The organism is Pseudonocardia sp. HH130630-07 (assembly GCF_001698125.1).
In the GTDB taxonomy this organism is placed as follows: domain Bacteria; phylum Actinomycetota; class Actinomycetes; order Mycobacteriales; family Pseudonocardiaceae; genus Pseudonocardia.
The window spans coordinates 3,449,298-3,464,633 of record NZ_CP013854.1 but is presented as its reverse complement, the minus strand read 5'-3'; the positions used below and the strand labels follow the sequence as shown (position 1 = coordinate 3,464,633).

Genomic DNA, 15,336 nt, shown 5'->3' with positions numbered 1-15,336 from the left:
AATGCGTGGGCAGGAACGGGGCCGATCACCGGCACATTTCCCGCAGTTGCGCCACTCCCCGGTCGTACTCATGGAGCTTCGGCCCCGTCTCACGAGGCTGAAGCTCCATGAGTACGAAAAAAAGGGGCCGGCTCAGCCGTCGAGTTTGGCCGGGTCCAGGGTCGTCTGCTTCACCCCGAGACGACGGTTCAGCAGCACCGTCACCCCGTACAACACCAGCCCCAGAACCAGCAACAACCCCGCCAGCTCGTACTGGATCGAGTCCCGCCCCGAGAACGGCAACACCAGGTAGAAACTCGCCAACGCCCCCACCACCGGCAACCCCCGCGGCGCCCGGAAATGATCCGCATCCACCCGGTCGCGGCGCAGCACCAGCACCGCGATGTTCACGATCGTGAACACCGCCAGCAACAACAACGACGTCGTCCCACCCAGCGCCGACACCACATCGGAGTCATCACCCAGCGACACGTAACCGATCAACCCGAACGAGATCAACGTCGTGAACACGATCGACACCCACGGCGTCCGCCGGAACGGATGCACCCGCGCCAACGGCCGCGGCAACACCGCCTGGTTCGCCATCCCGTACAACAACCGCGACGCCATCAACATGTTGATCAACGCCGAGTTCGCCACCGCGAACATCGAGATGAACGGCAACACCGCATCCGCCGGGATCCCCGGCGCACCCGCCCGCACCACCTCCACCAGCGGCGTCTCACTCGCCGCCAGCGGACCCACCGGCACCAGCGCCACCGAACAGATCGCCACCAGCACATAGATCACACCGGTGATCGACAACCCGGTCAACATGATCTTCGGGAAGATCCGCCGCGGCTCGTGACACTCCTCGGCCATGTTCACCGAGTCCTCGAACCCCACCATCGCGAAGAACGCCAACGACGTCGCCGACGTCACCGCCAGGAACACACCCTTGTCCTCCGGCGTGTCGAACGCGACCACCCGCGCCCAGTCCGCACCACCACCCGCGATCGCGAACACCCCGACCAGGATGACCAGCAACAACCCCGACAACTCCACCAACGTCAACACCACGTTGACCTTCACGGACTCGCCCACACCCCGGAAGTTCACCGCCGCCACCAACGCCATGAACCCCAACGCGATCAGCAGGATCCCGCCGTTACCCAGCTCCAGCCCGAACCCCGCATCCAGGTTCGCCGCGAACGCCCGCGACGCCGTCGACGCCGACGTGATCCCCGAACACATCACCACGAACGTCACCATGAACGTCAGGAAGTGGATCCCGAACGCCTTGTGCGTGTACAACGCCGCACCCGCCGCAGCCGGATACTTCGTCACCAGCTCCAGATACGAGAACGCCGTCACCATCGCCACCGCGAAGGCCACCAGGAACGGCAACCACGCCGCACCACCGACCTCCTCGGCGACCTGCCCCACCAACGCATAGATCCCGGTCCCCAGGATGTCGCCGATGATGAACAGCAGCAGCAGCTTCGGACCCATCACCCGCTTGAGCGCCGGCTGGCCCTCCGTGGTGGTCGTGGCGGCCTCGGACATGGGCCCGCTCCCTCCTACGGCGGACCCGTGTGTCCACCGTGACGAACCCAGGGTGTGGAGGCGAAATGACGCTGTCCAGCACTGAGCCTTTTTCAACCTGCCGTTCCGGCAGCTCAGGGGCCTGATTGTGTGGGTGCAGACGCCGAGCTGGCGAGCCGGTGACCTGTGCAGCTGTGGTCAGAGCAGTTGCGCTGCAACCTTCGCGATCTCCTGACGCAGAAGCTCGCTGGTCAGGTTGAAAAAGGCTCACTCCCGGTGATCCTTGAGCAACTTTTGACCTTGGCCGTGTAACGGTCACCCGATGTGCTGACGACCGTTGCGAAATTGCGACCGTCGCCGATTCGTCGGATGTTCGGATAGCGCTGCCCCGGGCTGCGTAACGTTCGGCTTCTAGATCGAGAATTAATGTCAAGCGTTGCTCAAGATTCTTGTAACCGCAGGTCGACCGTGGTCAGGGTCACCACACAGCCCGGGGCGTGCCGCCCCGCGACGTCTGCGATCGACCCGGAGGACACGCACCGATGCGTTCGGACACCGCCAGTTCCGACACGATCACCGATCTGGATGACGGCCTGCGCGACCTGGCCGCCGTGCGCGCGCCGGACGGCGTCCGTGTCCGGGTGCTGCCCGCCGATCCGGAGCTCGGGGCCGGGCCGCGCGCACTCGTCGTCGTGGAGGACATGCCGCACCTCATCGACGCGCTGATCGCCGAGCTCGGGCGGCACCGGCTGGTGCCCGACCGCGTCATCCACCCCCGGGTCCGGGTCCGGCGGGACGCAGCGGGCGAGCTCCTCGATCCCGGCAGCGATCCCGGCAGCGCCCCGGGCGCGGCCGAGGTGACCGAGTCCTGGACCTCCCTGGAACTGGACGGGCCACCGCACGGCCCGGTCGACGAGCTGGAGACCGCCGTCGAGCAGCGGGTGCTGCGGCTGCGCGAGCACCTGCGCCGCCGCACCGGCCTGGTCTCGCGGGTGCACGACCTCGCCGTCGCGCTCGCCGCCGCGGGCCCGGTGTCCACCGGGCTGACCGACTTCCTCATGTGGTGCTGCGCGGGCAACATGCACCTGCTCGATCTCGTCCCGTGCAGCGATCCCGTGGCCGAGCCCGACGTGCTCCGGTTTGGCTGGCGCTACGAGCCGTCCGACGTGGTCCGCGACGAGCGGCCGCTGCGCGTCGTGATCCCGCCGGTCCGCCCCGGCGAGCCGGCGCACGAGCTGACCGGCCTGCTGACCGACGAGGTCGCGCGCACCGACCCGCGCAGCATCCCGCTGCTCGGCGAGCAGGTCCGGGCCCGCACGCAGGACCTGGGGATCTCCGCGGACCACTGGTCCGGGCGGCGCGGGCTGGAGGTGCTGCGCGAGTGCCCGCGGGGCGCGCTGCTGCACTCCGGTGCGCGGGCGCTGGACCGGGTGCTCGTCGCCGTCGGGGCGATCACCGACCAGCGGCGGCTGCGCGTGGTCGCCGAGCACGACCGCGGTTCCGGCGTCACGTCGGTGCTGGTCTTCCTGGCCCGCGACCGCTGCAACCCGGACGCGCGGGAGCTCATCACCACCGAGATCGACGCCGTCGTCGGCGGCCCGGTGATCGAGCACTCGGTCTCGGCGACGCCGTCGGCGATCTCGATCGTGCACCTCACCACGGTGTCCGGTGCTGACGTCGCGGACGGCCTTGAGGACGAGCTGGAGCGCCGCCTCACCCGGCTGCTCGGCAGCTGGGAGGACCGGCTCGCGGCGATGAGCGGCACCGGGCGGCCCGCGGTGCGCTTCCCGCCGGAGTACCGGGCGGCCGTCACGCCGTCGGAGGCGCGGCACGACCTGGCCCGGCTCACCGCGATCGGACCCGAGTCCGATGTGGACGTCGCTTTCCTGCCCGGCCCGGCCGGTGCCGACGGGATCACCCGGTGGCGGTTCCGGCTGTACTCCCGCGACGACCGGATTGCGCTGTCGGCCGTGCTGCCCGTCCTGCACTCGCTCGGGCTCTACGTGCTCGACGAGCGTTCCTGGCCGGTCTCCCGCGGGCACACCCGGTTCTGGGTGCACCACTTCGACGTCCGGGCCCGGTTCGTCGCCGACGACACCGGTGCGGGCGACGACACCTCCGACCCCGCGGACCGGCTCGGCGCGGCGTTCGTCGCGTGCTGGACCGGCGGTTGCGACGTCGACGGGTTCAACCGTCTGGTCGGCACGGCCGGGCTGGACTGGCGTCAGGCGTTGCTGCTGCGCACGCTGGCCCGCTACCTGCAGCAGATCGGGCACCCGCACGGGCCGGACCGGGTCGCGGACACGCTGTGCGCGCACCCGGTGATCGCGGCCCGGCTGGTCGGGCTGTTCGAGGCCCGGTTCGACGCCGACGACGAGCGCCGCGCCGCCGGGGTCGAGCGGATCCGCCGCGAGCTGGGGATCCGGCTGGACCGGGTCACCGCGCGCGACGCCGACCGGGTGCTGCGCAGCCTGCAGGAGCTGGTGCTGGGGGTGGTCCGCACCAACCACCACACGGCGCCGCGGGACCTGGCGCTCAAGCTCGACCCGGCACGGCTGTCCGAGGTCCCGGTGCCCCGCCCGGCGTCGGAGATCTTCGTGTTCTCCGCCGACATCGAGGGCGTCCACCTGCGGTTCGACCGGGTGGCCCGGGGCGGGCTGCGCTGGTCGGACCGGGGCGAGGACTACCGCACCGAGGTGCTGGGGCTGGCGAAGGCCCAGTCGCTGAAGAACGCCGTCGTCGTCCCGGCCGGGGCGAAGGGCGGCTTCGCGAGCCGGACGGCGTCCGGTGACGGTGCGGAGCACTACCGGCGGTTCGTCACCGCGCTGCTCGACGTCGTGGACAACCGCACCGCCGGGTCCGGCGGCACCGACGGCACTGACAGCACCGGCGGCTCCGACGCGGCCGGCGGCACCGTCCCGCTGCTCCCCGGCGTCCGCCACGACGGCGACGACGACTACCTCGTGGTCGCGGCCGACAAGGGCACCGCCCGGTTCTCCGACCTCGCCAACGAGATCGCCGTCGCCCGCGGGTACTGGCTCGGCGACGCGTTCGCCTCCGGCGGGCGCACCGGCTACGACCACAAGGCGATGGGCATCACCGCCCGCGGTGCCTGGGAGAGCCTGCGCCGGCACCTGCACGAGCGCGGTGTCGACGCCGACCGGGACGCGCTGACCGTGGTCGGGATCGGCGACATGTCCGGCGACGTCTTCGGCAACGGCATGCTCCGCTCCCCGGCGCTGCGGCTGGTCGCGGCGTTCGACCACCGGCACGTCTTCCTCGACCCGGAGCCCGACCCCGACACCGCCTACACCGAGCGGCTGCGGCTCTACGGCCGGCCGGGCAGTTCCTGGGACGACTACGACCGGACCGTGATCTCGGCCGAGGGTGGCGTGTGGCCGCGCTCGGCGAAGTCGGTCCCGGTCGGGCCGCGGGTCCGGCACGTGCTCGGCCTCGCGCCGACGGTCACCCGGCTCGACCCGCCGTCACTGATCCGGGCGATCCTGCGGGCGCCGGTGGACCTGCTGTGGAACGGCGGCGTCGGGACCTACGTCAAGGCCTCCCACGAGACGCACGGCGACGTCGGCAACCGGGCCTGCGACGACCTGCGGGTGGACGCCTCCGAGCTGCGGACCACGGTCGTCGTCGAGGGCGGGAACCTCGGTCTGACGGCGGCCGCCCGGGTCGAGTTCGCCGCCGCCGGCGGCGGGATCAACACCGACGCGCTCGACAACTCGGCCGGGGTGAGCTGCTCCGACCACGAGGTGAACATCAAGATCGCGGTCGACGAGCTGGTCCGGGCCGGGACGCTCGACGCCGGCGACCGCAACGACCTGCTCGCCGCGATGGCCGGCGAGGTCACGACGCTGGTGCTCGGCGAGAACGCCCGGCACAACACCGTCGTCGGGCTGGCCCGGACCCACGCCACCCGGCGGCTCGGCCGGCACGCCGCGCTGCTCGCCCACCTCGAGCAGCACCACGGGCTGCACCGCTCGCTCGACGTGCTGCCCTCGGCCGAGGAGATCGAGATCCGCCGCCGGACCGGCCAGGGCCTCACCTCGCCCGAGGTGTGCACCCTGCTCGGCCGGACCAAGCTCGCGCTCTCGGCCGAGCTCGCCGCGTCCGGCCTGCCGGACGACGACGCCGTCGTCGACCTGCTCCCCGGCTACTTCCCGGTCGCGCTGACCGAGCGCAGCCCGACCGCACTCGCCGACCACCCGCTGCGTCGTCAGATCGTGGTCTCGGCGCTGACCAACCACGTGGTCGACAGCGCCGGCATGTCCTTCTGCCACCGGCTCGCCGACGACACCGGGGCGAGCTGGCCGGAGGTCGTGCGGGCACACCTGGTCGCGTCCTCGGTGCTGCGCATCGGCGAGCTGCAGCACCGGATCACCGGGATCGCGCCCGGGCTGCCGTGCGCCGTCGCCGACGAGCTGATGGCCCTCTCGCGGCGGCTGCTCGAACGCGGGGCGCGCTGGGTGCTGCAGCACCGGCCGCGCCCGGTCGACCCCACCACCGAGATCGCCCGCCTCGGTGGCGCGGTCGCGGTGCTGCTCGCCCGTACCGGTGCGCACCTGCACGGGCCGGAGGCCGGGCGGCTGTCCACGACGCTGGCCCGGTTCGCCGACGCCGGCGTGCCCGACGACGTCGCCCGGCACTGCGTCGACTCCGCCTACGCGGTGTCGGTTCTCGACATCGGCGAGATCGCCCGCGACCTCGCTGGGAGCGCGGACACCGAGATCGCCGCGGACGACCTCGACCGGCTGGCCGGTCTCTACTTCGGACTCGCCGACCGGCTGGACGCGCACCGGCTGATGGACACGGTCCGGGCGCTGCGGCGCTCCAGCCGGGCCGAGCTGCTGGCCCGCGCCCACCTGCGCGACCTGCTCTACGACGTGCTCCGCACCCTCACCCGGCGGCTTGCGGACACACCGGACGGCACCGGCGGCACCGGCGGCACCGAGGACCCGGTCGAGGACTGGGCGGGCCGCAACACCGGGGCGCTCGACCAGCTGCGGTCGCTGCGCCGCGAGCTCGACGTCGACGGCGAGGGGACCGACCTGGCCTCGACCGTCGCGGTGGTCCAGCAGGTGGCCCGGCTGGTCCGATGACCTGCGCGTCCGCCGGCGGTGCGGGGACCCGCCGGCGGACGCGCGCTCACCCCTCCGACGTGCCCGCGACGAGCGCGCGGACCGCCTCGACCGGGCCGGCGGCCCGGTCCATCGCCGTCGCGACCGCCGCGGCGCACCCGCGGGTGCGGTCCTCCGGGGACAGCACCCGGCCGACCGCCGGGCCGATCCCGGCCACCGAGTCGACGACGACCCCGGCCCCCGCGGCAGCCACCCCGGCGGCGATGGTCGGATGGTCGGCCCCCTGGGGCAGCAGGACGAGCGGGATCCCCCGGGACAGCGCGGCCAGCACCGTCCCGGCGCCACCGACGCCCACCACGAGATCGACGCCGCCGAGCAGCTCCTCCAGCGGCACGAACGGGACGAAGGTGACGGTGCCGCCGCCGGCACCGCGGCCGTCGTGTCCCCGCACCGCCTCGCCCGGCAGCCCGAGCCCGAGGGTGGCGACGACGTCGACCGGGTGCGCGGCGACCGCGTCCACCACCGCACCGAGGACGTCGGTGCTGCTGAAGATCGTGCCCATCGAGACCAGCACCCGGGGGCGCGGCCCGGCGGGCGGCGGCGTCCAGGCCCCGGACGGTGCCGGGCGCCGGTGCGCGCCCGCCCGGACCGGGACCACCGGGACGGCCCCGGGACCGTCCGGCGCCGGGTCCCGCAGCTCGGCGGGCCACAGGTCGAGCACGCTCGCGACCGGGCACGGCGCGAGACCGCGCTGCGCGTAGCGCACCGCAGCCGCCCGGTCGATCGCCGCCGTCAGGACCGCCGGGAGCGGGGCCGTCATCCGCAGCCGGTGCAGTGGCCGTGCCAGCGCCGCCGCGACGAGCGGGCCCACCGTGCAGTAGACCTCGGACACGACGACGTCCGGGCGCCAGCCCCGGGCCGCGGCGAGTGCGTCGTCGGCGGCGAGATCGAGCAGCACCCCGCCGAAGGTCTCCCCGATCCCGTCGGTCGACGGGGCCATCAGGTCCTCGCCGGTGCGCCGGGCCGCCTCGGTCGCCAGCTCGAACGGCATCGGCCCGGCCGGGAGGTGTTCCACCCCGGCGGGCAGCTCGGTCGCGACGACGTCGGCCAGCCCGGCCGCCGTGACCAGCCCGACCGCGTGCCCGTCGTCGAGGGCGGCGGACATCAGCGGGGCCAGCGGCAGGACGTGTCCGTGCGCGGCGACGGCGGTGAACAGCAGACGCATGACCGGAGCCTGCCCCATCCGCCGCGTGCTCAGCGCGACCGGTAGCGCTCGGCGCTCGCGGTCTCGGCCGCCACCTTGCGCCGGTGCAGGTCGCGCAGTGCGGCGTGGTCCGGCGACCGCCGGACGACGAGGTAACCCAGCCCGAGCGCGGCGAACCACACCGGCGTGACCAGCAGCGCGGTCAGCGTGTCCGTCTCCTGGGTCAGCGCCCAGAGGATGAAGGCGAAGAACGCGAAGACCGCCCCGACCATCACCAGGCCGCCCGGCATCCGGAACGTCGACGCCGCGTGCAGGTGCGGGCGGCGGCGCCGGTAGGCGACGTAGCTCAGCAGGATGATCGACCAGACGAACACGAAGCAGACCGACGAGATCGTGCTGACCACGGTGAACACCTCGATGACCGAGTCACCGGAGTACAGCATCACCACGCCGATCAGCAGGAACGCGCACGAGAACAGCAGCGCGTTGACCGGCACCTTGCGGCCCGACAGCCGTCCGAAGGGGGTGGGGGCGTCGCCGTCGAGCGCGAGCCCGTAGACCATCCGCGACGTCGAGTAGATGCCGGAGTTCGCGCTGGACGTGGCGCTGGTGAGCACCACGAAGTTGACGACGCCGGCCGCGATCGCCAGCCCCGCGAGGGTGAACATCGCGACGAACGGGCTCTCGTCCGGCGAGACCTGCCGCCACGGCGTGACCGAGCAGATGATGACCAGCGCACCGATGTAGAAGATCAGCATCCGGATCGGGATCGAGTTCACCGCACGCGGCAGCGTCTTGTGCGGGTCCTGGGTCTCGGCCGCCGTCGCGCCGACCAGCTCGACCCCGACGAACGCGAACACCGCGATCTGGAACCCGGCCACGAAGCCCATCGGGCCGGTCGGGAAGAAGCCGCCGTCGTTGTAGAGGTTCGCGAACGACGCGCTGCCCGCGCCCGGCACCAGGTCGATGATCATGGCGATACCGACGACGATCAGCGAGACGATCGCGATGATCTTGATCAGCGCGAACCAGAACTCGGTCTCGCCGAACGCCTTGACCGTCGGCAGGTTCAGCCCGACGAGCACGGTGATGAACACGATCGCCGGGATCCACAGTGGCACGTCGGGCCACCAGAACGTGATGTAGCCGGCGATCGCCACGACGTCGGCGATACCGGTGACCACCCAGCAGAACCAGTAGGTCCAGCCGGTGAAGAACCCGGCCCACGGCCCGAGCAGGTCACCGGCGGCGTCCCGGAAGGACTTGTACCGCAGGTCGGACAGGAGCAGCTCGCCCATCGCGCGCATGACGAAGAACAGGAAGAAGCCGATGACCGCGTAGACCAGGATGACCGACGGCCCGGCGAGCGAGATCGTCTTGCCCGACCCCATGAACAGCCCGGTGCCGATCGTCCCGCCGATGGCGATGAGCTGGACGTGGCGGCCCTTGAGTTGCCGCTCCAGCCCACCGACCGGCCCGTTCCCGACGATCGTGAACTCGTGCGTGTTGTCGTGCATGGTCATGACGAACTCCTCGTGGGGCGCGGTTCCGGTCGAACCGCGGTCGAGCCGGGCCGCGGGCAGGTGCCACGACGGATCCCGCCGGACCGTGACGCCCGCCGCACCGGCCGGGCGCACCACGACGTGCCGCCGGCCGGACCGGTGATGGAACGTCGGAGGTCCGGGTACAGCCGCACAACCGATGCCCCTGCGGCGCAACGTCACCTCGGTACGCCGGGGAGCCGGTGCGACTGCCGAACGGGCCGCTCGGACGGCGGCGACCGGACGACTCTCGCGTCCGGTGACCGAAGCATCCGCCCATCCCGCGTCCGGCCCACACGCGTGCGCCCGGAAAGATCAGCCCCGTGGGGGTTTCCCTTACGAGAACCTGACGATCCTCCCCCGTCCCGGCGTGTCACCAGGACACCGGGAGCCGCGCCGGACCGCGGATCATCGACGTCGCGCGCCACTCGACGGGCCCGGCCAGGTCGAGGGCGGGCAACCGGGTGGTGAGCACGCGCAGGACCGTCTGCAGCTCCATCCGGGCCAGCGCCGCCCCCAGGCAGTGGTGCGGGCCGAAGCCGAACGCCACGTGCGCACCGGGTGCGCGGCCCGGACGCAGCTCCTCGGGCGCGTCGAAGACCTCGGGGTCCCGGTTCGCCGCGGCGAGCGACACGACGACGGCCTCGCCCGCCCGCACCGTGCCGCCGGTGAGCGCGACGTCCTCGGTGGCGATCCGCGGCAGTCCCTCCCGCCGGGTGAGCGGGACGAACCGCAGCATCTCCTCGACCGCGGCCGGGATCGCCTCCGGCGCGGCGACCAGCGCCTCCCACCGGGAACGCTCGGCCAGCAGGGTCCGGACCATGGTGCCGATCATGTTCATCGTGGTCTCGTGCCCGGCGATCAGGATGTCGGTGACCAGCGAGACCAGCTCGTCCTCCGACAGCCGGTCCCCGTCGTCGTCGCGTGCCGCGACGAGCCCGCCCAGCACGTCGTCGCCGGGCCCCTCCGGACGGTCACGGCGCTCCGGGAGCAGCGCCGCGACCGTGCGGCGCAGGTCGAGCAGCGCCCGCTGCCGCTGCTCCACCGGGATCGCGGAGGTCGACATCACCGCGTCCGCCGCGGCCCGGAAGGTGTCCCGGTCCGCCGCCGGCACGCCGAGCAGCTCACAGATGACGACGACCGGCAGCGGCATCGCCACCGCCGACACCAGCTCGCCCGGGGCGCCCCGGGCCACGAGATCGTCGACCAGGCCCCCGGCGGTCGCGGCGACGCGCCGCGCCAGCGCGGCCACCCGCCGCGCGGTGAAGGCGGCGGTGACCAGCCGGCGCAGCCTGCCGTGCTCCGGCGGGTCGATGCTGATGATCGACTCGGGCTGGCCCGGCCGCTCCGGCACCGTCCGCGGCACGTCCGCACCGACCACCGCCGCCCGGCTGAACCGGGGGTCCGACAGCACGGTGCGGACGTCGTCGTACCGGGTCACCAGCCAGCCGTCGGCCCCGTGGCGCATCCGGATCCGGGTCAGCGGCTCGTCGCGGCGCAGCGCGGCGTAGCCGGGATCGAGCTCCGGCTCGTCCTGCTCGCTCAGCGGGTAGCCGAGCGGACGCGGACGGGCCCCGGTCACCGCGCCGCCCCCGGCCGGCAGCGGAGGATGTGCAGCCCGCCCGGCCGCTCCAGGCCCGTCTCGACGACGAGCCCCGCCGCGCCGATCAGGACGCCCAGTTCGGCGGGGGTGCGGTTGCGCCCGCCGACCAGGGTGAGCGTCTGCAGGTCCGACGAGGAGTTGTTCTTCTCGTGCTCCGGGCCGGGGGCGACCTCGACGACGACCAGCGCGCCGTCGGCGGCCAGGGCGTCGGCGCAGTGCCCGAGGATGGTCGCGGCGTCGGCGTCGGGCCAGTCGCTCAGCGTGCGCGAGGCGATGATGACGTCGTACCCGGTGGGCAGCGGCTCCAGGAAGCTGCCGCCGACGAACGCGGCCCGGTCGGCGAGCCCGGCGGCGCGCAGCGCCTGCTCCGCCTCGGGCCGGACGGCGGGCAGGTCGAGGACGGCCCCGTGCAGGTGCGGGTGGCGGGTGAGCACCGCGGAGAGCAGCGCGCCGGTCCCGCCGCCGATGTCGAGCACCGACCCGGCGCCGGACCAGTCGAGCTGCGAGGCGACGTCCGGCCCGGTCTGCCAGGCGTGCCCGGCCATGATCTGGCCGAAGAACCGCCGCAGCTCGTCGTCGCGCTCGTAGTCGGTCCAGAAGTCGGCGCCGTGGACCTCCCCGTACGCGGGACGGCCGGTGCGGACGGTGTGCGTCATCCCGGCGTAGGCCAGGTCCATCTTCGCGCCCGGGCCGCCGGGGATCAGCCAGGCACGCTGCCAGCGCAGCCCGTCGGACACGAGTTCCCGCGAGACCGGCGTGAGGCGGTAGCGCCCCGGCCCGTCGTCGGCGAACAGGCCGACCGACACCAGGTGCGCCATCAGCCGGGCCAGCGCGGAGGCGTCGGTACCGGTCGCGGCGGCGAGCTCGCCGACCTCGGTGGTCCCGGCCTCGATCAGCTCGCCGATCCCGAGCCCGACGGCGGTCCGCACGGCGAACGGGGTGACGAGGTCGACGAGCCGGGCGAGGTCGCGGGCGGCGTCGGAGGTCATCGGTACTCCTCGTGGGTCACAGCGGGGGTGGTGGCACGGGCGTCCTCGCGAGCGGCGGCCAGCGCACGCAGCGCCAGGCCGGTCGCGATGACCGGATCGGCGAACCGGTAGCAGGCCCGGACGTGGTCGTTGACCGGGCCGCCCGGCCAGGACCCGTCCGGGCGCTGGGTGTCGAGCAGGTAGGCGGTGGCGGCGCCGCGCGCCGTGGACCGCCCGGCGTCGGGCACCGGGTGCCGGGCCGCCGCCGTGGACAGCGCCCGCAGCGCCCACGCGGTCTCCTCGACCGTGCCGGGTGCGGCGCCGTCACCCCAGGAGCCGTCCGGGTTCTGGGTGCCGTAGAGGTGGGCGGCGGCCGCGCGGGCGGGCTCGCCGGTACCGCGGCCCAGGCGTCCGAGCATCTCCAGCAGCGCCGACGTGCCCGGCACCCGCCCGCGGTACCACAGCGCCTCGACCGATCCGTCCGGCTCCCGGCGGGCGGTCACCCAGTCCGCGGCACGCCGGATCCGGGCGTCCGTCGGCGCGACACCGGTGTCCAGGAGCGCGAGGACGACCTGCGCCGTCACGTACGGGCAGGGGCCGAAACCGCCGGGACGGCTGTTGCGCACCGTCAGGCTCCAGGAACCGGCCCGGTCCTGCTGCGCCCACAGCCAGCGCACGGCCGCGGTCACCGCCGGATCCCCCGCGCCGTTCGTCCGGACGAGCACGGCCGCGATCTCCGCCGTCTCCAGGGAGAAGGGCCAGCTCGCCGCGACGTGACCCCAGCCGCCCGGCGGGTAGCGCAGCAGCTCCGATCCGTGGCGCCCCTGGCTGCGGGTGAACATCGCCGTCGTCGGGGCCAGCCGGTCCGGCCACGGTGGTCCCGCGTCGAGCAGCGCCCGCGCCGCGAACTGCGACCAGGTCAGGTCCAGCGGCATGAGGTCCCAGTGCCCCTCGGGCCGGACCGCCCCGGTGAGCCACCGCGACGAGGACGCGACGACGTCCGCGGCACGCGAGCTCCCCGCCAGGCCGAGCAGGACCAGACCGGTGAGCCAGGGATCGGCGCAGAACCCGCCGTCGCCCCCGTTGTCCGCGTGCGCGGAGGGCGGCGACGGCCCGCCGGGCGGCGAGCTCGTCCAGCCGGGCGGCGGGGGCGCAACGGGGCGCCCGCTCGGCTCCGCTGAGCGCGGCACCGGCGGCGATCGGCGTCCGCAGGCTCAGCAGCCGGGTCGCGGGCCCCCTGGCGAGGAACAGCTCCAGCGGCACGCGCCGGCGCGGGGCGGGCGCGCCGTCGTCGGCGAGCGACCGGAACTCCGCCACCAGGCGCGCCATGAGCGGCTCGGCGAGCGCCTCGACCCCGCCGAGGTCGCGCACGCACGCGTGCCCGGCCTCGATCGCCTCGGTCCGGTCCGGCGCCAGCCGCTCCAGGACCGACGTCACGACCGCGGTGCCGAGGATCTCGGTCGGCACGCCGGGCATCGCCCAGCCGCCGTCGGCCCGCTGGGTCCGGATCAGGTGGTGCAGCGCCCGCGCGCGCCGCTCGGGATCCAGCCCCGGCAGGACGGCGAGCGCGGCCGCGGTGTTCTGCGGCGACGCGCGGTCGCCGTCGGCCGCGACGACGCCGTCGGCACGCCGTCGGTCGAGCAGGGCGCGGGCACCGCGCCCGATCGCCGGACCGGGATCCACCGATGTCACTTGCCCGCCTCCGCAGGGGTCGAGGTACGCCCGGCACGGGACGCGTGCCGTTCTCGTGACCGAGCGGCGTCGACGGTGCCCGGCAGGACGGACCGGTCCCGGCCACGGGCGCGCCCCTCGGGCGTCGCCGGCCTCCCCGGTCCGTCCGGACGATCACAGCGGAGCCCGGGCACCCGGTACGTGATCCGCCGGGCGGCGACGGGGCTACGAGGGGTATCCCCCGGGAGCCGGACTCCTCGGCCCCGGTTCTCCGCCCGGTCCGGCGGGACGGGGCCGCACTCATGCTTGAATCGCCTCGTTGCCGGTCACGGCAAGCTCCATGAGTGGCCTCAGGCGGGGTGGCCGGTGCCGAGCAGGCCGAAGTACCTCGCGGCGGTGTCGACGTCCTTGTCGCCGCGGCCGGACAGGTTCACCAGCACGACCCTGCCCTCGCCGAGGCGCTCCGCCTCGCGCAGGGCACCGACCAGCGCGTGCGCGCTCTCGATCGCCGGGATGATGCCCTCGGTCCGGCACAGCAGCCGGAACGCCTCCATCGCCTCGCGGTCGGTGACCGACTCGTAGCGGGCCCGGCCCAGGTCGTGCAGCCAGGAGTGCTCCGGCCCGACGCCCGGATAGTCCAGCCCGGCGGCGATCGAGTGCGAGCTCCGGATCTGACCGTCGGGGTCCTGCAGGACGTAGCTGCGCGAGCCGTGCAGGAGACCGACCTCCCCGCCGCCGATCGACGCGGCGTGCCACCCCGTCCGCACCCCCGCACCACCCGCCTCGAACCCGACCAGCTCGACGGCGTCGTCGTCGAGGAAGGCGTGGAAGATGCCCATCGCGTTCGACCCGACCCCGACGCAGGCGCACACCAGGTCCGGGAGCGCACCGGCAGCTCCTGGACCTGCCGGCGCGCCTCGACACCGATGATCCGCTGGAAGTCGCGCACCATCGCCGGGAACGGGTGCGGCCCGGCCACCGAGCCGACCAGGAGGTGCGAGTCGGCCACGGAGCCGACCCAGTCGCGCATGGCCTCGCTGACCGCGTCCTTGAGGGTGCGCGTGCCCGAGGTGACCGGGCGGACCTCGGCGCCGAGCATCCGCATCCGGGCGACGTTGAGCGCCTGGCGCTCGGTGTCGACCTCGCCCATGTAGACCACGCACTCCAGGCCCATCAGCGCGGCCGCGGTGGCCGAGGCGACGCCGTGCTGCCCGGCCCCGGTCTCGGCGATCACCCGCTTCTTGCCCATCCGCCTGGTGAGCAGCGCCTGACCCAACACGTTGTTGATCTTGTGGGAGCCGGTGTGGTTGAGGTCCTCGCGCTTGAGCAGGATCCGCGCGCCCCCGGCGTGCGCGGCGAACCGCGGCGCCTCGGTGAGCAGGCTCGGGCGGCCGGAGCAGGTGCGGTGCAGCTCGGCGAGCTCGGCCTGGAACGCGTCGTCGGTCATCGCCGCGTGGTAGGCCTGCTCCAGCTCCTCCAGCGCGGCGACCAGCGCCTCCGGGACGAAGCGGCCACCGAAGCGGCCGAAGTACGGGCCGGGCAGGCCGGTCGGGCCCGGGACCTTCCCGATCGGGCGGACGACGGTCTCGGTCATGCGCACTCCCTCACGAACGTCGCGGGCGTACCGGGCTCGTCGTCGGTGTTGCGACCGGCTGGAACTCGGCGGGACCGCAGCATTCGCCGCGCTGCGTCGCACACAACTGAGTTGCGCCGAGAGACGATTACCGCAAGGGGT

Annotated in this window: 7 protein-coding genes and 1 pseudogene; 1 reads left to right on the top strand and 7 read right to left on the bottom strand. The window is 73.7% G+C overall.

Annotation, left to right across the window (positions count from 1 at the left end; translation table 11 throughout):
* Window positions 1–132: 132 nt before the first annotated feature.
* The gene (locus AFB00_RS16760) at window positions 133–1,545 is read right to left on the bottom strand and encodes an APC family permease (RefSeq protein WP_068798019.1); all 1,413 of its coding nucleotides are present in this window, start codon (window positions 1,543–1,545) and stop codon (window positions 133–135) included.
* A 521-nt stretch (window positions 1,546–2,066) separates the two neighbouring features.
* Here AFB00_RS16760 and AFB00_RS16755 point away from each other — a divergent pair.
* Window positions 2,067–6,635 carry an NAD-glutamate dehydrogenase domain-containing protein gene (locus tag AFB00_RS16755; protein ID WP_068798018.1) on the top strand — a complete coding sequence of 1,523 codons (4,569 nt, stop codon included), beginning with the start codon at window positions 2,067–2,069 and terminating at the stop codon, window positions 6,633–6,635.
* 46 nt (window positions 6,636–6,681) lie between these two features.
* Here AFB00_RS16755 and AFB00_RS16750 read toward each other — a convergent pair whose 3' ends face one another.
* The 6 genes and pseudogenes from AFB00_RS16750 to trpB form a co-directional block, all read right to left on the bottom strand.
* The gene (locus tag AFB00_RS16750; protein WP_156819571.1) at window positions 6,682–7,839 is read right to left on the bottom strand and encodes a nucleotide disphospho-sugar-binding domain-containing protein; all 1,158 of its coding nucleotides are present in this window, start codon (window positions 7,837–7,839) and stop codon (window positions 6,682–6,684) included.
* Between the two features lie 29 nt (window positions 7,840–7,868).
* On the bottom strand, window positions 7,869–9,341 hold the full coding sequence (locus AFB00_RS16745; protein WP_068800386.1) for an amino acid permease: 1,473 nt from the start codon (window positions 9,339–9,341) through the stop codon (window positions 7,869–7,871).
* 391 nt (window positions 9,342–9,732) lie between these two features.
* Window positions 9,733–10,941 (bottom strand): cytochrome P450, encoded by a 1,209-nt coding sequence (locus tag AFB00_RS16740; protein WP_068798016.1) that lies wholly within the window; start codon window positions 10,939–10,941, stop codon window positions 9,733–9,735.
* Window positions 10,938–11,951 (bottom strand): methyltransferase, encoded by a 1,014-nt coding sequence (locus AFB00_RS16735; RefSeq protein ID WP_068798015.1) that lies wholly within the window; start codon window positions 11,949–11,951, stop codon window positions 10,938–10,940. Before AFB00_RS16735 ends, AFB00_RS16740 begins: the two co-directional genes overlap by 4 nt.
* The gene (locus AFB00_RS16730) at window positions 11,948–13,120 is read right to left on the bottom strand and encodes a prenyltransferase/squalene oxidase repeat-containing protein (RefSeq protein ID WP_068798014.1); all 1,173 of its coding nucleotides are present in this window, start codon (window positions 13,118–13,120) and stop codon (window positions 11,948–11,950) included. Before AFB00_RS16730 ends, AFB00_RS16735 begins: the two co-directional genes overlap by 4 nt.
* Before the next feature lie 831 nt (window positions 13,121–13,951).
* Window positions 13,952–15,195 (bottom strand): annotated as a pseudogene (gene trpB / locus AFB00_RS16725) (tryptophan synthase subunit beta).
* Window positions 15,196–15,336: the final 141 nt, after the last annotated feature.

Bases quoted from the DNA above. Each gene is read 5' to 3' on its own strand.
- AFB00_RS16750 (WP_156819571.1), bottom strand. From the start codon at position 7,839: ATGCGTCTGCTGTTCACCGCCGTCGCCGCGCACGGACACGTCCTGCCG.
- AFB00_RS16735 (WP_068798015.1), bottom strand. From the start codon at position 11,951: ATGACCTCCGACGCCGCCCGCGACCTCGCCCGGCTCGTCGACCTCGTC.
- AFB00_RS16745 (WP_068800386.1), bottom strand. From the start codon at position 9,341: ATGACCATGCACGACAACACGCACGAGTTCACGATCGTCGGGAACGGG.
- AFB00_RS16755 (WP_068798018.1), top strand. From the start codon at position 2,067: ATGCGTTCGGACACCGCCAGTTCCGACACGATCACCGATCTGGATGAC.
- AFB00_RS16760 (WP_068798019.1), bottom strand. From the start codon at position 1,545: ATGTCCGAGGCCGCCACGACCACCACGGAGGGCCAGCCGGCGCTCAAG.